Origin of the sequence: Streptomyces sp. CGMCC 4.7035 (assembly GCF_031583065.1) — a bacterium.
GTDB lineage: Bacteria > Actinomycetota > Actinomycetes > Streptomycetales > Streptomycetaceae > Streptomyces > Streptomyces yaanensis.
Window position 1 is genome coordinate 5,809,851 of sequence record NZ_CP134053.1, and the last position, 18,398, is coordinate 5,828,248.

Below are 18,398 nucleotides of genomic sequence, written 5' to 3' on the forward strand. Positions count from 1 at the left end.
CCGATCACCTGAAAGACCGAACACACCACCTGGGGGCACACCCACGCCCGTGCGCGCCCCTTATCTCCCCATACGCCCAGGAGCACCCCATGCGAACCCAGAGCCGCCGAACGCCTCGCGCCCTGTGCGCCGTGGCCGCCGTAGGAACGCTGATCACACCGCTGCTCGCCGGCTGCTCAGGCGCCGGCGGCGCCGGCGGCGGATCCTCCGCCCACTCCCTCAACGTCCTGATGGTGAACAACCCGCAGATGGTGGAGTTGCAGAAGCTCACCGCCGACAACTTCACCAAGGACACCGGGATCAAGGTGAACTTCACCGTGCTGCCGGAGAACGACGTCAGAGACAAGATCAGCCAGGACTTCGCCAACCAGGCGGGCCAGTACGACGTCGCCACGCTCAGCAACTACGAGATCCCGATCTACGCCAAGAACGGCTGGCTCCACCCGATCGACTCGTACGTCAAGAGCGACACCGCCTTCGACCAGCAGGACATCCTCGCCCCGATGCGGCAGGCCCTGACCGCAGCGGACGGCAAGCTCTACGGCGAGCCCTTCTACGGCGAGTCCTCCTTCCTGATGTACCGCAAGGACGTCTTCCGGAAGAAGGGTCTGACCATGCCGGCCAAGCCCACCTGGCGGCAGGTCGCCGACCTGGCCGCCAAGGCGGACGGCGCCGAGTCCGGGATGAAGGGCATCTGTCTGCGCGGGCTGCCCGGCTGGGGCGAGGTGATGGCTCCGCTGACGACGGTCGTCAACACCTTCGGCGGCACCTGGTTCGACAAGAACTGGAAGGCACAGGTGGACTCCCCTCAGTTCAAGCAGGCCACGCAGTTCTACGTCGACCTGGTCCGTAAGCACGGCGAGTCCGGCGCCGCGCAGTCCGGCTTCGCCGAGTGCCTGAACGACATGACGCAGGGCAAGACGGCGATGTGGTACGACGCCACGTCCGGCGCGGGTTCGCTGGAGGCCTCCGGCTCCCCGGTCAAGGGCAGGATCGGCTACGTCCCGGCCCCGGTCGAGAAGACGGAGAGTTCCGGCTGGCTGTACACCTGGGCGTGGGGGATCCAGAAGGCGTCCCAGCACGCCGACGACGCCTGGAAGTTCATCTCGTGGGCGTCCGGCAAGGACTACGAGAAGCTGGTGGGCAAGACGGCGGGCTGGTCCAACGTGCCGGCCGGCAAGCGTTCGTCGACCTATGACATCCCGGAGTACCGCAAGGAGGCGGCCGCCTTCGCGGACGTCACCCGGAACGCCATAGCCAGTGCCAGGCCGAACGACCCGGGCGTGCAGCCCCGCCCCGCGCCAGGCATCCAGTTCGTCGGCATCCCCGAGTTCACCGATCTGGGCACCAAGGTCTCCCAGGAGATCAGCTCCGCCATCGCCGGCCGGGAGTCCGTGGACAGCGCGCTGAAGAAGTCGCAGCAACTCACCGAGGCCGTCGCCAAGAAGTACGAGGGATCATGACCGTCACGTCCTCCGCCCGGGTCGCCACCGCCGCTGCGCGGCCGGCGACCCGGCCGCCGAACCGTATGCGAGCCTGGGCCACCCGAGCACCTCTGCTGCCCGCGCTGGTCTTCATGCTCATGGTGACCCAGCTGCCGTTCGTGGCGACCGTGGTGATCTCGTTCTTCGACTGGAACGCGCTCTATCCGAAGGACCGTCACTTCACCGGCGTCGACAACTACCGCCAGGTCCTGACCGACCCGGACCTGCGCCACTCGGTGTGGACGACGGTCCTGCTGACGGTCGCGGTGGTGCTGGTCAGCCTGGTCCTGGGCCTCGGAATCGCGTTGCTGCTCAACTGGAAGTTCCCGGGCCGCGGCATGGTCCGCACGCTGTTGATCGCCCCGTTCCTGGTGGTGCCGGTGGCGGCAGCACTGCTCTGGAAACACGTTCTCTACAACCCTGAATACGGCTTGTTCAACGGGTTGTTGCACTATGTGGGCGGCCCCCAGCCGGACTGGATCTCCCATACTCCGCTGCTCGCGGTCGAGGCATCGCTGATCTGGCAGTGGACGCCGTTCATGATGCTGATCCTGCTGGCGGGACTGCAGAGCCGCGACCACGAACAGCTTGAGGCCGCGCGGGTCGACGGCGCCGGCGACTGGCAGATCTTCCGCCATCTCACCCTCCCGCATCTGCGTCGCTACCTCGAACTCGGCGCCCTGCTGGGTTCCATCTACATCGTCCAGAACTTCGACGCGGTCTTCACACTCACCTCCGGCGGCCTGGGCACCGCCAACCTCCCCTACACCGTCTACCAGAGCTTCTACCAGGCCCACGAGAACGGCCTCGCCTCAGCGGCCGGCGTCCTGGTCGTCATCGGCTCGATCGTCATCGCCACCTTCGCCCTGCGCGTGGTGTCGTCCCTGTTCCGCGAGGAGGTGTCGCGCGCATGAGCACCGCCGCCGTACGCAACGCGACCGTCCGGACCGCGACCGTCCGCAACCGCAACCGCAACCGCCGCGGAGCGGGCCTCGGCCTGCTGGCCTGGCTGGTCGGTCTGCTCTTCTTCCTGCCCATCGCCTGGATGGCCCTGACCTCGTTCCACTCGGAGGCGGACGCCGCCACCAACCCCCCGTCCTTCGGGGCGGCCCTGACCCTGGACAGCTACCGCGAATTCTTCGGCGTGGGCGGCGGCGCGAGCCCCTGGCCGGCGTTGATCAACTCGACCATGGCGTCGGTGGCCTCGACCCTGTGCGTGCTCCTGCTCGCCCTCCCCGCGGCGTACGCGCTGTCCATCCGCCGGGTGAAGAAGTGGACGGACGTCCTGTTCTTCTTCCTGTCCACGAAGATGCTGCCGGTGGTGGCCGGCCTGCTGCCGATCTACCTGTTCGCGAAGAACACCGGGATGCTCGACAACATCTGGCTGCTGGTCATCCTCTACACCTCCATGAACCTGCCGATCGCGGTGTGGATGATGCAGTCCTTCCTCGCCGAGGTCCCGGTGGCGGTGATCGAGGCGGCGCAGATCGACGGCGCCCGGCTGCCGACGATCCTCGCCCGTGTGGTCGCCCCCATCGCGCTCCCCGGCATCGCGGCAACGGCCCTGATCTGCTTCATCTTCAGCTGGAACGAACTGCTCTTCGCCCGGGTGCTCACGGGCGTGGTCGCCGAGACCGCCCCCGTCTTCCTCACCGGCTTCATCACCAGCCAGGGCCTGTTCCTGGCGAAGGTGTGCGCCGCGTCGCTCGTCATCTCCCTGCCGGTGCTCGCCGCGGGGTTCGCCGCCCAGGACAAACTGGTCCAGGGCCTGTCGTTGGGAGCCGTGAAATGAAGGCCGCTGTCATCGAGTCCGTGGGCCGCGCCGTCGTCTCGGAGGTCCCGGACCCGGCGCCCGGGCCCCGCGAGGTCGTCGTCGAGGTCGCGGCCTGCGGTTTGTGCGGTACCGACCTGCACATCCTCCAGGGCGAGTTCGCACCCAAGCTGCCGATCGTTCCGGGGCACGAGTTCGCGGGCGAGGTGGTCGGCGTCGGCACCCAGGTCACCGAGGTGTCGATCGGCGACCGGGTGGCCGTGGACCCGTCCCTGTACTGCTACGAGTGCCGGTACTGCCGTACGGGCCACAACAACCTCTGTGAGCGCTGGGCGGCGATCGGCGTGACGGCGGCCGGCGGAGCGGCGGAGTACGCGGTGGCGCCGGTGGCGAACTGCGTGAAACTCCCCGAGCACGTCCGTACCGAGGACGCGGCGCTGATCGAACCGCTCTCCTGCGCGGTGCGCGGCTACGACGTGCTGCAGTCCCGGCTGGGCGCGCACGTCCTGATCTACGGCTCCGGCACGATGGGCCTGATGATGCTGGAGCTGGCGAAGCGGACGGGCGCGGCGAGCGTGGACGTGCTGGACGTGAACCCGGCTCGCCTGGAGACGGCCCAGCGGTTGGGCGCCTCGGCATGCGCGGCGAGCGCAGACGAGCTGGACCGCCCGCAGGGCTGGGACCTGGTGGTGGACGCCACGGGCAACGCGGCGGCGATCCAGGACGGCCTCGGGCGGGTGGCGAAGGCGGGCACGTTCCTTCAGTTCGGGGTGGCGGACTACGCGACGCGGGTGTCGATCGACCCGTACCGGATCTACAACCAGGAGATCACGATCACCGGTTCGATGGCGGTTCTGCACAGCTTCGAGCGAGCCGCCGAGCTGTTCGCGGGCGGGGTCCTCGATCCTGAGGTGTTCATCAGCGACCGGATTCCGCTGGAGCGGTACCCGGAGGCGCTGGAGCAGTTCGCGGCGGGTGTCGGGCGCAAGATCGTGGTGTTGCCGTAAGGGTGCAACGAGGGGTTTCGTCCCCGCCGGGGCGGCGGGGACGAAACCCCTCGGACGGCGCACCAGGTAAGGGAACGGTAAAGCGCCCTCGCTCGTTACCCCAGGCATGACAGCTATGACCCCCGGCTCGAACATCCCGCTCGGCGCCACCCGCGTGACCGTCGACGTCGCCGCCCCGGTGCGGCTCGACGTATCGGCGCTGCTGCTCACCTCCGACGGGAAGGTGCGCTCCGACGACGACTTCATCTTCTACAACCAGCCGTCGGGCCCGGGCGTCACCTACCGCTCCGGCGGCGGCACGAGCCCCGACTCGATCACGGTGGACACCACCGCGGTCCCCCCGGGTATCGAGAAGATCGTGGTCACCGCCAGCCCGGACGCCGCGGGCCAGACCTTCCAGGGCATCGAACCGACGGCCACGATCCGCAACGCGGACGACAACAGTGTGCTGGCCACGTTCACGCCCCCGCAGCTCGGCACCGAGACGGCTCTGGTGGTCGTGGAGGTCTACCTGCGCGGTGGGGTGTGGAAGGCCCGTGCCGTCGGCCAGGGCTATGCCAACGGCCTGGCGGGCATCGCCACCGACTTCGGAGTCACGGTGGAGGAGCCCGCGCAGGCGCCCGCCGCGCCGCCCCAGCCGGTGGCTCCGCCGCAGGCGACCGTGCAGCCTCCGGTGGCCCCGCCCGCTCCGCCGCTCACCACTCCCCCGGCGCCCGCCGCGCCTGCGGCCCCGCCCGCTCCGGCGCCCGGCGCCGGAAAGATCAACCTCGACAAGGGCCGGGTCAGCCTCCAGAAGAACCAGACCGTCTCCCTCGTCAAGGGCGGCCGCCCGCTCCTCTCCCAGGTCAAGATGGGCCTCGGCTGGGAGCCCGCGTTCCGCGGCAAGGACATCGACCTGGACGCGTCGGTCATCGCGTACGGGCCCCAGCGCAACCACATCGACAGCTGCTACTTCGGCAAGCTGAGCATCCTCAACGGCGCGGTCAAGCACTCCGGTGACAACCTCACCGGCGAGGGCGGAGGCGACGACGAGGTGATCGCGGTCGACCTCGGCCGAATCCCGCAGGAGGTCACCGGCCTGGTCTTCACCGTGAACTCCTTCTCGGGGCAGAAGTTCACGGAGGTCGCCAAGGCCTACTGCCGCCTCGTGGACGCCGCGACCGACCAGGAACTGGTCCGCTTCGACCTGACGAGCGCGGAGCCGCAGACGGGCGTGATGATGGCGAAGCTGATCAGGCAGTTCTCCGGCGAGTGGGAGATGACCGCCATGGGCGACTTCGTCAAGGCCCGCACGGTGCGGAACATGGTGCAGCCGGCGGCCAAGGCGCTGTAGGCGGACGTACGACACCTGCGGGCGCCCCCGGCGAGGGGGCGCCCGCACGCACGGCGGCCGTCGCCCTACGGCCGCAACCCCTCTGTCAGCAGCGACAGATAGCGGCGGATGTACTTCCCGTCGCCGCTCGCCAGCTCGGACGCCGTCGCCACCCCGTGCGCCAGCCGCAGGACCTCGATCGGCTCGACGTCCGCCCGCAGGGTCCCCTCCTGCTGCGCCGCCCCGGCCAGGCGCGTCGCCGCCGCCTTCATGGTGGCGGCGCAGGCCGTGACCGCGGCAGCGCCTGAGTCAGTGACGGCCGAGCCCAGCAGGGCCTTCAGTCCGCGGACCTGGATCATCCCTTCGCTGACCTCGTACAGCCACTCCGCCAATGCCTCGCCCGGCGGCAGTTCCTTCGCGAGTTCGTCGGCGCGTGTGGCGATCGCCTCGATCCGGTCGATGTACGCCGCCTCCAACAGCGCCTGACGCGTCGGGAAGTGCCGGTACAGGGTGCCGGATCCGACCCCCGCCCGCTTCGCGATGTCATCGAGCGACGCGTTCTCGCCGTGCTCGGCGAAGGCGGCGGCCGCCGCCTTCAGCAACCGCTCGTAGTTGCGACGGGCGTCCGCGCGCATGGGCTTGACCTGCGACATCCAGAGACTCCTTGCGAACCGGGGACGCTCTCCGTATCTTATCGAGCATTAAACGGAGACAGTCCCCGGTTATTCCCGCGGGCGGCTCGCGCTGCCCACGCACCGATCCTCCGTGCTGCCCGCACACCCGCCGTCCGGGGACGCCAGACCGGGAGAACACATGTCCACCCCGTCCGCACCGTCCACGACCGCCGACGCACTCACCACACCACCGCAATCCGCCAGGCTCGGCACCACCCTCTTAGTCATCGTCACCGCCTACCTGATGGTCGGGGTCGACTCCACCGTCGTCAACGTCGCGCTGCCCGACATCCAGCAGGGCCTGCACTTCAGCCGCACCGGCCTGTCCTGGGTCCTCAACGCCTACACCCTCGCCTTCGGCGGGCTGCTGCTGCTCGGCGGCCGCGTCGGCGACATCGTCGGCCGCCGCCGTACCCTCACCATCGGCGTCGGGCTCTTCGCCCTCTCCTCCCTCCTCGGCGGTCTGGCCACCGAGAACGCCTGGCTGCTCGCGGCCCGCGCGCTCCAGGGCGTCGGCGCCGCCCTCACCGCGCCCAGCACCCTGGCCCTGATCACCACCAACTTCCCGGAGGGCCCGCGCAGGCACCACGCCCTGAGCATCTACGCGTCCATGGCGGGCATCGGAGGCTCCGTCGGCCTCGTCCTCGGCGGCATGCTCACCTCATGGGCCTCCTGGCGCTGGGCCTTGCTGATCAACGTGCCGATCGGGATCGCGGTGGCCCTGGCCCTCCCCCGCTTCGTCGCCGAGACCCCGCGCCACGCCGGCCGCTTCGACGCGGCGGGCGCGCTCACGGGCACCGCCGGGATGACCTCGCTCGTGTTCGCGTTCATCCGCGTCTCGGAGCGGGGCTGGAGCGACACCTGGGCACTGCTCGGCTTCGGCACGGCGGCGGTCCTGCTGACGGGCTTCGCCCTGATCGAGTCCCGGGCCGGGCAGCCGATCATGCCGCTGCGCCTGTTCGCGAACCGCAACCGCGCGGGCGGCTACGCGGGGGTCCTGCTGCTGCCCGCGGGCATGTTCGGCGCGTTCTACTTCCTCACCCTGATCAGTCAGCAGGTTCTGAAGTACAGCCCGTTGCGCGCGGGGTTGGCCTTCCTGCCCCTGACCCTGGTGATGTTCACGATCGTCCGCTTCGTGCCACGGCTGCTCGCGCGCCTCGGCGCCAAACCGGTGCTGCTCACCGGCATGGGTCTGCTCGTCGTCGCGGGCGGGTGGCTGTGGCGGCTGCGGCCCGGCGACGGCTACGTCAGCGGGCTGCTCGGCCCGCTGCTGCTGATGGGGCTCGGCGTCGGTCTGAGCTTCATGCCGCTCAACGCGACGATCCTCGCGGGTGTCGAGCCGCGCGAGGCGGGCGCCGCCTCGGGCCTCCTGCAGACCCTTCAGTGGCTCGGCGGCACCCTCGGCCTGTCCGTCCTGGTCACGGTGTTCGGCACGGCGACCCGGCACGCGACCGGATCCCCGTCCGAGATCCTGACCGAGGGCGCGGCCCGCGCGTTCGGCGTCGGCTCGCTGATCGCGCTGACCGCGCTGCTGGTGGTGGCGTTCGTGATCACCGGGAGGAAGCCGAAGCCCGCCGCCTGAAGCGGGCCGGGCGCTCCGCAGGAAGTGCCGCAATGGGCCGTCGATTGTCTGCGGCCTCGTCGTGGCTGGTCGCGCCCGCGCGGCGGAGCCGCACAATGTCCCAGCCCCGCGCCCTCTCAGGGCGCTGCCGAACCGCGGCCGACTTTCGCCGAGGCCGCTCAGAACAGCGCGCTGTACGCGTTCAACGCGGGCTGGCCGCCGAGGTGGGCGTAGAGGACCGTGGAGTCCCGGCCGATCTCGCCGCGCGAGACGAGGTCGATCAGCCCGGCCATCGACTTCCCCTCGTAGACGGGGTCGGTGACCATCCCCTCCGTCCGCGCGGCGAGCCGCATCGCCTCCAGCGTGCTCTCGTCCGGGATACCGTACGTGCCCGCGTGGTACCGGTCGTCCAGCTCGACGTCCGCCTCCGTCAGCTCCTTCTGTACGCCGATGAGCTGCCCGGTGTTACGGGCGATCCGGGCGATCTGCTCCCGGGTGCGCGCGGGTGCCGCCGACGCGTCGATGCCGATCACTCGGCGCGGGCGTCCGCCCGCCTCCTGAAGCGCACGGAACCCCGCGACCATGCCGGCCTGGGTCGAACCGGTCACCGAACACACGATCACGGTGTCGAAGAAGACGCCCAGCTCCCGCTCCTGCTCGGCGACCTCGTACGCCCACCCGGCGAACCCGAGGCCGCCGAGCGGGTGGTCGGAGGCGCCGGCGGGGATGGCGTACGGCTTGCCGCCCGCCTCCTCGACCTCCCGCAGCGCCTGTTCCCAGCTCTCCTTGAAGCCGATGCCGAACCCGGCCCTGACGAGCCGGACGTCGGCCCCGGCGAGCCGGCTGACCAGGATGTTGCCGACCTTGTCGTACACGGCGTCGGGCCACTCCACCCAACTCTCCTGTATGAGCACGCACTTCAGACCGGCGCGAGCGGCCACTGCGGCGACCTGGCGGGTGTGGTTGGACTGCACCCCGCCGATCGAGACGAGCGTGTCACAGCCCTGCGCGAGCGCGTCGGCGACGAGGTACTCCAGCTTGCGGGTCTTGTTCCCGCCGTACGCGATGCCGGAGTTGCAGTCCTCCCGCTTGGCCCACAGGGAGGCGCCACCGAGGTGTTCGGTCAGCCGCTCCAGGCGGTGCACGGGCGAGGGTCCGAAGAGGAGCGGGTAACGCTCGTACGAAGAAAGGGACATGGGACCTCCCGGGTTCAGTGGGTCTCTTCGTCGGTTTCGTCGGCGAGCTCCGCCAGGCCCCGCCAGATCCGGGCCGTGACACGGACCGCCTCGTCCACGTCACCGCCCGCGCAGGCCTCGATCAGCTGCTCGTGCAGCCCGGCCGAACGGCAGGTGCCGCCCTCGCCGAAGCGCCGCCGTTCCAGGCGGCGGATGAGGGGCGTGTAGCGAGCGATGGTGGCGGCGGCCGCGCGGTTGCCGCCGGCCCGGACGAGAACGTCGTGCAGCTCGTCGTCGGCGCGCAGGGCCGTGTCCACGTCTCCGGCACGTACGGCGGCCGCGAACCGCTTGTTGGCCGCGCGCATGCGATCCATGTCCGTGGCCCTCAACCAGGGCACGGCGACCCGCGTGGCCAGTTCGTGCATGGCGCCGACCACGGCGGCCGCGTCCCGCACGTCGGCGGCGACGACCGGGGTCACCCTGGTGTAGCTCTGCGGCTTGCTCTCCAGCAGACCCTCGTCCACGAGCCGCGAGAAGGCCTCCCGCACGGGCGCCCGGGACAGCCCGAGCCGCTCCGCGAGGTCGGCGTCCCGCACCACCGCTCCGGGCTCGATCTTCCCGGCCACGATGGCGTCCCGGATCGCTTCGTACGCGCGGTCCCGCAGCAGGGTGCGGCGCACGGGTCGGATGGCCTCCATGAACTGAAATGTTAGATGTCAGATTTCCGGAGAAACAAGAGGGCCCGCACCGGAAGTGCGGGCCGCTCGTCCAGGAGGGTGCCCGAGGTCAGGGGTCGGCGACGGGACTGTTCATCAGGCGCGTCTTCCCTTTCCGCCACACCGACCCCCAAGTCGGTGACGGGATTCGAACCCGCAACAAACCTGACCCCGAAGTATCCGCTGCCTGCGCACCGGACACCCACCAGGTGCTGAGCCCCCCGAGATCGAGTCGGCGGCGGCGTCGGATTCTCTTTACAAAAGAAGTAGCCGCAGCCCGCGCACCGGGGGTGCATGAAGTTGTGGTGTCCAGAGATCGAGGTCGGCGGAACCGACAAGGTGCTCTGCCTTCTGAGCTACACCGGCCCTATGTGCCGATGGCGGGACTCGAACCCGCGACCGCCCCATTATGAGTGGAAGTAGGTCCTGCCTTCGCACCTGGACGTGCATCACTCTAGGGGGACGGTCGCGGGCCGGGCGAGCGAGTTTTTACCGCTTCTGACGCTTCCAGGGACCCGTGATGGCCAGCATGATGCCCGGCTCCTGGATGTTGGCGAACAGGGTCTTCCCGTCGGGCGAGAAGGTGACGCCGGTGAACTCGCTGTACTCCGGCGCCTCCTCAGTGCCGATGTTCAGTTCGTTGCGGGCGATCGGGTATGTGCGGCCGCTGTCGGTCGCGCCGAAGAGGTGCTGGACGCCCTCGCCGTCCTCCGCGATGACCAGGCCGCCGTACGGAGAGACGGTGATGTTGTCGGGGCCGTCGAAGGCGCCGTCGACGGACGGGTCGGGGTTGACGCCCAGCAGGACCTTCAGGGTCAGGGTGCGGCGCTTGGGGTCGTAGAACCAGACGGCGCCGTCGTGCTGGACGGGACTCTCGGTGCGGGCGTACGAGGAGACGATGTACGCGCCGCCGTCACCCCACCACATGCCCTCCAGCTTGCGGGCGCGGGTGACCTGGCCGTCGGTGAACTGCTTGCGCACGGACGTGGTCCTGGCGTCGCGGTCGGGGACGTCGACCCAGTCCACGCCGTACACGGTGCCGATCTTCGTGGCGCGGGAGAGGTCGTCGACGAACTTGCCGCCCGAGTCGAAGCACTTGAAGGCCTGGAGGCGGCCCGCGTCGTCCGCGAGGGTGCGCAGCTTGCCGCGGCCGTGGCAGAAGCCCTCGGGCGGGGTCCAGCGGTACAGGAGGCCGTTCGGGCCGGCCGCGTCCTCGGTCAGGTAGAGGTGACCGCGCTTGGGGTCCACGACGACGGCCTCGTGGGCGTAGCGGCCGAGCGCCTTGATGGGCTTGGGGTCGCGGTTGGCGCGCCGGTCCTCGGGGTCGACCTCGAAGACGTAGCCGTGGTCCTTGGTCATGCCGTTCTGACCGGCCTTGTCCTCGGTCTCCTCACAGGTGAGCCAGGTGCCCCAGGGGGTGTTGCCGCCCGCGCAGTTGGTGGAGGTACCGGCGACGCCGACCCACTCGGCGACCTGGTCGTGGCGGACCTCGACGACGGTGCAGCCGCCGGACGCGGCCGGGTCGTAGACAAGGCCCTCGGTGAGCGGCACGGGGTACTTCCATTTGGCGCGCGGGCCCTTGAGCTCGTGGTTGTTGACGAGGAGGGTGGCGCCGCGGGGGCCGTCGAAGGTGGAGGTGCCGTCGTGGTTGGACGGGGTGAACTCGCCCGACTCCAGCTTGGTCTTCCCGCTGTAGGTGATGACGCGGTACGAGAAACCGGCGGGCAGCGCGAGCAGGCCCTTCGGGTCGGGGATCAGCGGTCCGTAGCCGACCCCGCCGTGCCGGTCCTCCTCCTGGTCGCCCGCGGTCTCGGTGTCGGTGGACGCCAGGGCGCCCGGCGCGGTGGCGAGAGCGCCGACGCTGCCGGCCAGGGCGATGCCGGCACCGGTGAGTGCGGACCGTCTGGCGAAGTCCCTGCGGGTGAGCGACATGCTGTCTCCTGTGGAAGGGGAGTGAGGCGGTCGGGGGGTGGGTGGCGGACCTCGTTGCGCGCACACGGTCCCGCCCGTGTTTGAACGCCAGTTGAACGCGGTCCGACCACAAACAGCGCTGTTCCATGAACCACCAAGTTCGCCACCCGACCGTGCCACGACACGCCCGTGGCCGGAAGGGGGCTTCCTTCCGGGGTGCTGGTTGCCATGGCTGCCGGTCGCGTCGGCTGCTGGTCGCCTTGCCACCAGTCACCTTGACCACCGGTCGCCTTGGCTGCTGGTCGCCTCGACCACCGGTCGCCTTGGCTGCCGGTCGCCTCGACCACCGGTCGCCTTGGCTGCTGGTCGCCTCGACCACCGGTCGCCTTGGCTGCCGGTCGCCTCGACCACCGGTCGCCTTGGCTGCCGGTCGCCTCGACCACCGGTCGCCTTGGCTGCCGGTCGCCTCGACCACCGGTCGCCTTGGCTGCTGGTCCCCTTGGCTGCTGGTCGCCTTGACCACCGGTCGCCTTGGCTGCTGGTCGCCTTGACCACCGGTCGCCTTGGCTGCCGCTCCCACCGCCGCTGGTTCACCGCGATCGCCGAATCCCCCGGCCACCGCTCCCCACGACCGCCGACGCCCTCAGCACCCGACGGCCGCCCACCGGAAGGCCGGCCGCTCAGCCCCCTTGCTGCGAGCGCGCCTTGAACGCCGCCTTCCGGGCTTCCTTCGCCACCTTCTTGTCGGGGTGCAGGCGGCCCATGGCCTCCAGGACCTCCGGGGCGGCGGGGTGGTCCACCCGCCACGCCGTCGCGAAGAAGCCGCTGTGCTGCGCCGCCAGGCCCTCCACCAAGGCCTGCAGTTCCGCCGAGTTGCCTTCGGCCGCCAGTTGCGCGGCCACCGTGTCGATGGTCAGCCAGAAGACCATCGACTCCGGCGGCACGGGCACGTCCGCCGCCCCGTGTTCGGTGAGCCAGACCCGCGCCAGCCCGCCCAGTTCCGCGTCGTCCAGCACCTCACGCAGGGCCGGCTCCGCCTCCGCGCCGACCAGGGACAGCGCCTGCTGACAGCGCAGCCGGCGCAGCGGCGCCCCGGCGTCCGAGCCACGCGCCGCAGCGAGCAACTCCCTTGCCGCAGCCAGCGGTTCACGGCGCGCCAGCCACTGCTCCGTCTCCGCCTGCGCCGCCGTCGGCGGGAACAAGGAGGTGCCGTCGAGCAGCGCGTCGGCGCCCTTGTCGGCCAGCTCCCCCACCGCGGGCACGGTCGCCCCGGCCTCCCGCAGCCGGATCCGCATCCCGTACACCCCGAGCGGGGTCAGCCGCACCATCCCGTACCGGCTGACGTCCGTCTCGTCGACGGGCGCCGCCGGCTCCTCGTCGATGTCCGCCATCAGTGCCTCGTCGACCGGCTGGAAGTCGACGAGCCCGATCGGTTCGAGGAGCCGGAACTGGTCGTCGAGCCGCATCATGGCATCCGATACCTGCTCCAGGACGTCATTGGTGGGCTCGCCCATGCCGTCGGGCACGATCATCGACGCGGCGAGGGCGGGCAGCGGCACCGGGCTGTCGCCGGGGCCCTCCTCGCTGGCCGTCAGCAGATAGAGGTTGCCCAGCACCCCGTCGAGGAACTCGGCCTCCGCCTCCGGGTCCCAGTCGAGGGAGGAGAAGTCGATCTCGCCGCCCTCGTCCATCGCGTCGACGAGGTCGTCGAGGTCGGGCACGCTCGCGTCGGCGAGCACGGTCTCCAGCGCGCCGAGCCACACGCCGAGCACGTCGTTCGGGCTGCCGGAGGTGAGCAGCGCGAGGTCGGCGCCCGTGGCGACCGTCCCCTCCTCCTCGTCGACGATCTCGACAAGGCCGGTGTCGACGGCGACCCGCCAGGCCTCGCTCGCACAGGCGGCGGCGTCCTCACCGGTCAGCCCGAGGACCTCGGCCGCGGCGGGCAGCTGCTCCTCGACGAGTTCGCCCCCGGCGCCGACGCGGGTGTCCGGGCCGGCCCAGCGGGCGAGCCGGGCGGCGCGGGAGAGCAGAGGCGTGGCGAGCGCGTCCCGCGCGAGCTCCGCTTCGGAGTGCAGCCGAACCGGCGGCAAGGGGGAGCTGTCTGACATCGGCTGGGTCTCCTTGGGCGTATGTAGTGGCCGAGGGGGCGCCCCGAAACACACGGCTCAGCCTAGACGGATTTCCACCCATGCCGCCCGGTTCATCTCCCCGCCGACAGCTGTACATGGCCGAAACCTTGACAACTGGCCGGAGAACACAGGAGATTGACGCGCGTAGAAGTCGGCGGACACTTGTTCACCGAGGCCCCGCGGCGTTTGTCGAGGTTCCTCGGGTCTCATCGCGGGTTCACCGCCTTCTACGCGCGTCGCCACCGCCCCACCGGTCGCGAACCCCACGGCTCCACGCTCCACTCTCGTCCCGGCGCCCACGTATGTCCCCGGAGGGATTCCGTTGCCGAGCAAGTCATCCACGCGCCTCGCCGCGCTCACCGTCGCCGCCGTCTGCTCCACCATGTCCGGCGTCGTGCTCACCACGCCGGCGCACGCGGACACCGTGCGCATCCACGACATCCAGGGCACCACCCGGATATCGCCGCTCGCGGGCCAGAAGGTCACGGACGTGGCCGGAGTCGTCACGGGTGTGCGGACCTACGGCTCGTCGAGGGGGTTCTGGATCCAGGACCCGAACCCCGACGACAACCCGGCCACCAGTGAGGGCGTCTTCGTCTTCACCAGCTCCACCCCGAAGGTCGCCGTCGGCGATTCGGTCACGGTGACGGGCACGGTCTCGGAGTACGTCCCGGGCGGTGCCTCGTCCGGCAACCAGTCGGTGACCGAGATCACCAAGCCGACGGTGACGGTGCTCTCCAGCGGCAACGCCGTCCCGGCGCCGGTCGTCATCGACGCGAAGTCCGTGCCGGCCGAGTACGCCCCGGCGGGCGACACGGCCGCGAACGGCTCGATCAACGGCCTCGCCCTGGACCCGGCGCAGTACGCCCTGGACTACTACGAGTCCCTGGAGGGCATGAGCGTCCAGGTCGCCGACGCCCGCGTGGTCACCGCCACCGACCCGTACAGCGAGCTGTGGGTCACGGTGAAGCCGCACGAGCACGCCGACCACCGCGGCGGCACGGTCTACGGCTCCTACGAGTCCCAGAACACCGGCCGGCTCCAGATCCAGTCGCTCGGCTCGACCGCGGACTTCCCGGCCGCGAACGTCGGCGACACGCTCACCGGCACGACCACGGGCCCGCTGGACTACAACCAGTTCGGCGGCTACACCCTCGTGGCGGGCGAGCTCGGCGCTCTGAAGAGTGGCGGCCTGCAGCGGGAGACCACCCACAAGCAGGCGCGCGGCGAACTGGCCGTGGCGACGTACAACGTGGAGAACCTGGACCCGTCCGACACCACCTTCGCGGCCCACGCCTCCGCGATCGTGAACAATTTGCAGTCTCCGGACATCGTGTCCCTGGAGGAGATCCAGGACAACAACGGTGCCAAGGACGACGGCACGGTCGACGCGGACCAGACGGTGACCAAGCTGATCGACGCGATCGTCGCGGCGGGCGGCCCGCAGTACGAGTGGCGCTCGATCAACCCGGTCAACGACCAGGACGGCGGCGAACCCGGCGGCAACATCCGCCAGGTCTTCCTCTTCAACCCGGAGCGGGTCTCCTTCACCGACCGGGCGGGCGGCGACTCGACGACCGCCGTCGGCGTCACCAAGGCGCACGGCAAGGCGCAGTTGACGGTCTCCCCCGGCCGCATCGACCCGGGCAGCGACGCCTGGAAGAGCAGCCGCAAGCCGCTCGTCGGCGAGTTCGTCTTCCGCGGCAGGACGGTCTTCGTGATCGCCAACCACCTCAACTCCAAGGGCGGCGACCAGTCGCTCCACGCGCAGTACCAGCCGCCCACGCGCAGCTCGGAGACCCAGCGCCACCTCCAGGCGACCGAGGTGAACGCCTTCGTCAAGGACATCCTCGACACGCAGAAGAACGCGGACGTCATCGCGCTCGGCGACATGAACGACTTCGAGTTCTCCGACACCGCGGGGATCCTCGAAGGTGACGGCGAACTGTGGTCGGCGATCAAGTCGCTGCCGAAGAGCGAGCGGTACACATACGACTACCAGGGCAACAGCCAGGTCCTGGACCAGATCCTGGTCAGCCCGTCGATCCGCCGCGGCTGCGACCTGGACTACGACAGCGTGCACATCAACTCGGAGTTCCACGACCAGATCAGCGACCACGACCCGCAGGTGCTGCGCTTCAGGCCGTAGGTCCCCGTACGCGGCCTCGGCCTCCGGTGCCGACGAGCCCGGCCCCTTCGTCCGGGGGGCCGGGCTCGTCCCATGTGTCGGCGGGTCAGGCGAACACGTCGGCCAGCCAGCGCTGCCACGCGGCCTCGTTCGCCTTCGCGTCGGCATCGGGCGCGAAGTCGTGGACGCTGATCCCCACCGGGGCGCCCCAGTGGTTGCGGCCGAAGAACCGGATGAGGGAGTCGTCGGTGCGCAGTCCGACGAAGTACGGGTCGCGGTAGTCGACCACGGCGCCGAAGAGGCCTTCCGGTCCGCGGACCTCGACGGCCGCGCCCGGGGCGGCGTCGTCCGCGAGGGCGAGCGCCCGTTCCACTGCGGTGAGGGCGTCGGCGGCCATGGACTTCTCGGGGCCGTTCAGGGTGGCGAAGGCGACGGGGCGGGGCGCGAAGTGCGTCAGGTACTGGCGCAGGGTGTGCAGGTAGAAGTCCGTGTGCTTGCTCGCGCCGTCGTACTGGTTGTCCCAGTCGTCGACGAAGATGCCGCTGTGCACGTACCGGACCCAGGCGCGCCGGCCGCCTTCGCGCGGTTCGATGGTGTGGTCGAGCTGGTTGAGGGTCTGCTGCGAGATGCCCTCGACGCCCTCGACGCGGTTGACGTAGCGGTGCGGCGGGTCCCAGGCGGTGATCGTGGATCCGAAGGGGCCCTTGCCGCCCACCCGGGGCTCGGGCGGCTCCATCGGCCACAGATACCCTCCGGTGCCGGTGGTGATCGCCTCCCACACCTCCTCGGGAGTGGCGTCGACCTCGAACTCGCGGACGATCTCGAATTCCTTGGATTCCTGCGTCATGGTGACTCCTGGGCTACGGACAAGCTCTGACTGTCGAGTTCCGGGGCGGTCTGGTCCTTGACCGTGGGATGGACGGCCACGACTATCCGGTGGTCGCGGCCGCGCTCCGCTTCGGGCGCGTCGTACTTGCGGATCAGAGAGCTGACGCCGGCCGTCAACTCCTGGATGAAGGCGGCCCGGTCGGCGGCCGACGCGAAGCGCACCTCGCCGTCGAGCGCGTACGTCGCGAGCCGCTTGCGGGCCTTGGCCGCGCCGGTGATCAGCGAGCCGACGTCCCGTACGAGGCGGGCACCGAGCGCGAGCAGCCAGCGCGCGGAGAGCTGGTCGCGAAAGCGGTCCGGGTCGGGCTGCACGGCGGCGAGCGCGAGCGGGCTGATCACGTAGGACGCGGCGGTGGCCCGCATCAGCCGCTCGGTGACGTTGCCCTTGCGGCGCTCACCGGCCAGCTCGACCAGGCCGTGCCGCTCCAGGGCCTTGAGGTGGTAGTTCACCTTCTGCCGGGGCAGCCCGACCTTGCCGGCCAGCATGGCGGCCGACGCGGGACCGGCCGCCAGCTCGGCGAGCAGTCGGGCCCTTATGGGGTCCAGCGAGACGGCTGCGGCCTCGGGGTCTTCGATCACGGTCACGTCCAGCATGGCTTCACGCTCTCACCGAAAACTTTTTTTGTCCAGGAGGCCATAGTTTTCGGTGAGGGGGCATGGCGAAGCGGCACCGGTCCTGAAGTCACGGGATACCGGCGCGATGGGGGGATTCAGGTCATACCCGGCAGCCCGGGAGCAGCGCCCGCCGCCGGGCCGTTCACTCCCTGGGCCCGCGTTCCTCCAGGCGGGCCAACTGGGTCTGGAACCAGTCGAGTCGGGCCTGGAGCAGGGCCGCTTCGGCGACCAGCTCGGAGACTCCAAGGCCGGCGGGCGGCTCCACGCCCCCCTGTCCGGCCCGCACTCGCAGCCCTTCCCCGGCGAGCCGCGCGAAGGCGGCGAGCGACAGCGACGCACGGCCGCGCGCGCACCCCGCGCACGCCACCTCCAGCGCGCGCCAGCCCGGCCGCCCCCAGCCCGCGTCGGCCAGGGCGGCCGCCGCCGCTCCGCACGCGCACGGGCCGGCCGTCATGGTCCGCACCCGCTGGCGCGCGTACCGGAAGCCGCGTTCGAAGCGGATGTACGCGCCGAGCACCACGACCTCGAGCAGCACGGCCGCCTTGTGCTCCGCGGTGCACAGCAGCGCCTCGGCCTCCGTGCGGTCGTGCACGCAGTGGAAGCCGCAGTCGCAGCGGCGGTGCGGCGCGCGATGCCGCAGCCCGTAGACGCACCGGGCCTCGTCGAGGACGCCGTAGGGCAGCGCGCCGCCCAGGGACACCCCCGTGAACCCGGCCCGGATGCCGTCCTGGGACAGCACCGGGTGGGCGATCTTGTATCCGGTCGGCGGCTCCGTCGGACGTTCCTCGGGGAGCCGCAGTCTCATCGCGCGACCGGGACCTCTTCGGGAGCGGACACCGCCGGCTCCTCCACGACTCCGGCGTCTTGGCGGTCGACCACTTCCTCGTGAACCTCCGGACGCTCCTCGGCGACCCCGGTGGCAAGTGCCCTGCCCAGCTTCATGACGCCTCCCGCTGTTGGTTACCGTCCCGGCCATGGTGACCCACCCCGCCCGTTTTGGCACCAGTGCCCGCCCCTCCGCGCCCCA

The 18,398-nt window shown here is 70.5% G+C and carries 16 protein-coding genes and 1 tRNA gene; 7 read left to right on the forward strand and 10 right to left on the reverse strand.

What is annotated here, in order from left to right; genetic code table 11:
- Nucleotides 1-89 precede the first annotated feature (89 nt).
- From Q2K21_RS25460 to Q2K21_RS25480, 5 genes are all read left to right on the forward strand, one after another.
- Nucleotides 90-1,463: an ABC transporter substrate-binding protein gene (locus Q2K21_RS25460; RefSeq protein WP_310775392.1), complete on the forward strand. Its 1,374-nt coding sequence runs from the start codon at nucleotides 90-92 to the stop codon at nucleotides 1,461-1,463.
- Nucleotides 1,460-2,398 carry a carbohydrate ABC transporter permease gene (locus Q2K21_RS25465; RefSeq protein WP_310775394.1) on the forward strand — a complete coding sequence of 313 codons (939 nt, stop codon included), beginning with the start codon at nucleotides 1,460-1,462 and terminating at the stop codon, nucleotides 2,396-2,398. Before Q2K21_RS25460 ends, Q2K21_RS25465 begins: the two co-directional genes overlap by 4 nt.
- Entirely contained in the window at nucleotides 2,395-3,276 is an 882-nt protein-coding gene (locus Q2K21_RS25470) for a carbohydrate ABC transporter permease (protein ID WP_310775396.1), read from the forward strand. Before Q2K21_RS25465 ends, Q2K21_RS25470 begins: the two co-directional genes overlap by 4 nt.
- Nucleotides 3,273-4,262, forward strand: a complete 990-nt coding sequence (locus Q2K21_RS25475) for a zinc-dependent alcohol dehydrogenase family protein (protein ID WP_310775398.1) — start codon at nucleotides 3,273-3,275, stop codon at nucleotides 4,260-4,262. The genes Q2K21_RS25470 and Q2K21_RS25475 overlap by 4 nt, the downstream gene beginning before the upstream one ends.
- Before the next feature lie 115 nt (nucleotides 4,263-4,377).
- Nucleotides 4,378-5,595 (forward strand): TerD family protein, encoded by a 1,218-nt coding sequence (locus Q2K21_RS25480; RefSeq protein WP_310781231.1) that lies wholly within the window; start codon nucleotides 4,378-4,380, stop codon nucleotides 5,593-5,595.
- A 65-nt stretch (nucleotides 5,596-5,660) separates the two neighbouring features.
- On the opposite strand, the gene Q2K21_RS25485 is transcribed toward Q2K21_RS25480, so the two are convergent.
- Nucleotides 5,661-6,227, reverse strand: a complete 567-nt coding sequence (locus Q2K21_RS25485) for a TetR/AcrR family transcriptional regulator (RefSeq protein ID WP_310775400.1) — start codon at nucleotides 6,225-6,227, stop codon at nucleotides 5,661-5,663.
- A 160-nt stretch (nucleotides 6,228-6,387) separates the two neighbouring features.
- Between Q2K21_RS25485 and Q2K21_RS25490 the strand changes: the two genes are divergently transcribed.
- Entirely contained in the window at nucleotides 6,388-7,830 is a 1,443-nt protein-coding gene (locus Q2K21_RS25490) for an MFS transporter (RefSeq protein ID WP_310775401.1), read from the forward strand.
- A 158-nt stretch (nucleotides 7,831-7,988) separates the two neighbouring features.
- On the opposite strand, the gene Q2K21_RS25495 is transcribed toward Q2K21_RS25490, so the two are convergent.
- The 5 genes from Q2K21_RS25495 to Q2K21_RS25515 form a co-directional block, all read right to left on the reverse strand.
- The gene (locus Q2K21_RS25495) at nucleotides 7,989-9,005 is read right to left on the reverse strand and encodes a 1-aminocyclopropane-1-carboxylate deaminase (protein ID WP_310775403.1); all 1,017 of its coding nucleotides are present in this window, start codon (nucleotides 9,003-9,005) and stop codon (nucleotides 7,989-7,991) included.
- Nucleotides 9,006-9,019: 14 nt separating this feature from the next.
- Entirely contained in the window at nucleotides 9,020-9,682 is a 663-nt protein-coding gene (locus Q2K21_RS25500; protein WP_310775405.1) for a GntR family transcriptional regulator, read from the reverse strand.
- A gap of 393 nt (nucleotides 9,683-10,075) precedes the next feature.
- A tRNA-Met gene (locus tag Q2K21_RS25505) sits at nucleotides 10,076-10,145 on the reverse strand.
- A 44-nt stretch (nucleotides 10,146-10,189) separates the two neighbouring features.
- Nucleotides 10,190-11,632, reverse strand: coding sequence for an alkaline phosphatase PhoX (locus tag Q2K21_RS25510; protein ID WP_310775407.1), 1,443 nt, complete (start codon nucleotides 11,630-11,632; stop codon nucleotides 10,190-10,192).
- Nucleotides 11,633-12,291: 659 nt separating this feature from the next.
- Nucleotides 12,292-13,719, reverse strand: a complete 1,428-nt coding sequence (locus tag Q2K21_RS25515; protein WP_310775409.1) for a hypothetical protein — start codon at nucleotides 13,717-13,719, stop codon at nucleotides 12,292-12,294.
- Between the two features lie 343 nt (nucleotides 13,720-14,062).
- Between Q2K21_RS25515 and Q2K21_RS25520 the strand changes: the two genes are divergently transcribed.
- Nucleotides 14,063-15,889, forward strand: a complete 1,827-nt coding sequence (locus Q2K21_RS25520; protein WP_310775411.1) for an endonuclease/exonuclease/phosphatase family protein — start codon at nucleotides 14,063-14,065, stop codon at nucleotides 15,887-15,889.
- 85 nt (nucleotides 15,890-15,974) lie between these two features.
- Here Q2K21_RS25520 and Q2K21_RS25525 read toward each other — a convergent pair whose 3' ends face one another.
- The 4 genes from Q2K21_RS25525 to Q2K21_RS25540 form a co-directional block, all read right to left on the reverse strand.
- Nucleotides 15,975-16,715: an SRPBCC family protein gene (locus tag Q2K21_RS25525; protein ID WP_310775413.1), complete on the reverse strand. Its 741-nt coding sequence runs from the start codon at nucleotides 16,713-16,715 to the stop codon at nucleotides 15,975-15,977.
- Entirely contained in the window at nucleotides 16,712-17,350 is a 639-nt protein-coding gene (locus tag Q2K21_RS25530; protein ID WP_310775415.1) for an ArsR/SmtB family transcription factor, read from the reverse strand. Before Q2K21_RS25530 ends, Q2K21_RS25525 begins: the two co-directional genes overlap by 4 nt.
- Before the next feature lie 163 nt (nucleotides 17,351-17,513).
- Nucleotides 17,514-18,176, reverse strand: a complete 663-nt coding sequence (locus Q2K21_RS25535; protein ID WP_310775417.1) for a hypothetical protein — start codon at nucleotides 18,174-18,176, stop codon at nucleotides 17,514-17,516.
- The gene (locus Q2K21_RS25540) at nucleotides 18,173-18,313 is read right to left on the reverse strand and encodes a hypothetical protein (protein WP_310775419.1); all 141 of its coding nucleotides are present in this window, start codon (nucleotides 18,311-18,313) and stop codon (nucleotides 18,173-18,175) included. Before Q2K21_RS25540 ends, Q2K21_RS25535 begins: the two co-directional genes overlap by 4 nt.
- Nucleotides 18,314-18,398 lie beyond the last annotated feature (85 nt).

Coding starts and splice junctions, on each gene's coding strand:
- Q2K21_RS25460 (WP_310775392.1), top strand. CDS start 90: ATGCGAACCCAGAGCCGCCGAACGCCTCGCGCCCTGTGCGCCGTGGCC.
- Q2K21_RS25465 (WP_310775394.1), top strand. CDS start 1,460: ATGACCGTCACGTCCTCCGCCCGGGTCGCCACCGCCGCTGCGCGGCCG.
- Q2K21_RS25470 (WP_310775396.1), top strand. CDS start 2,395: ATGAGCACCGCCGCCGTACGCAACGCGACCGTCCGGACCGCGACCGTC.
- Q2K21_RS25475 (WP_310775398.1), top strand. CDS start 3,273: ATGAAGGCCGCTGTCATCGAGTCCGTGGGCCGCGCCGTCGTCTCGGAG.
- Q2K21_RS25480 (WP_310781231.1), top strand. CDS start 4,378: ATGACCCCCGGCTCGAACATCCCGCTCGGCGCCACCCGCGTGACCGTC.
- Q2K21_RS25485 (WP_310775400.1), bottom strand. CDS start 6,227: ATGTCGCAGGTCAAGCCCATGCGCGCGGACGCCCGTCGCAACTACGAG.
- Q2K21_RS25490 (WP_310775401.1), top strand. CDS start 6,388: ATGTCCACCCCGTCCGCACCGTCCACGACCGCCGACGCACTCACCACA.
- Q2K21_RS25495 (WP_310775403.1), bottom strand. CDS start 9,005: ATGTCCCTTTCTTCGTACGAGCGTTACCCGCTCCTCTTCGGACCCTCG.
- Q2K21_RS25500 (WP_310775405.1), bottom strand. CDS start 9,682: ATGGAGGCCATCCGACCCGTGCGCCGCACCCTGCTGCGGGACCGCGCG.
- Q2K21_RS25510 (WP_310775407.1), bottom strand. CDS start 11,632: ATGTCGCTCACCCGCAGGGACTTCGCCAGACGGTCCGCACTCACCGGT.
- Q2K21_RS25515 (WP_310775409.1), bottom strand. CDS start 13,719: ATGTCAGACAGCTCCCCCTTGCCGCCGGTTCGGCTGCACTCCGAAGCG.
- Q2K21_RS25525 (WP_310775413.1), bottom strand. CDS start 16,715: ATGACGCAGGAATCCAAGGAATTCGAGATCGTCCGCGAGTTCGAGGTC.
- Q2K21_RS25530 (WP_310775415.1), bottom strand. CDS start 17,350: ATGCTGGACGTGACCGTGATCGAAGACCCCGAGGCCGCAGCCGTCTCG.
- Q2K21_RS25535 (WP_310775417.1), bottom strand. CDS start 18,176: ATGAGACTGCGGCTCCCCGAGGAACGTCCGACGGAGCCGCCGACCGGA.
- Q2K21_RS25540 (WP_310775419.1), bottom strand. CDS start 18,313: ATGAAGCTGGGCAGGGCACTTGCCACCGGGGTCGCCGAGGAGCGTCCG.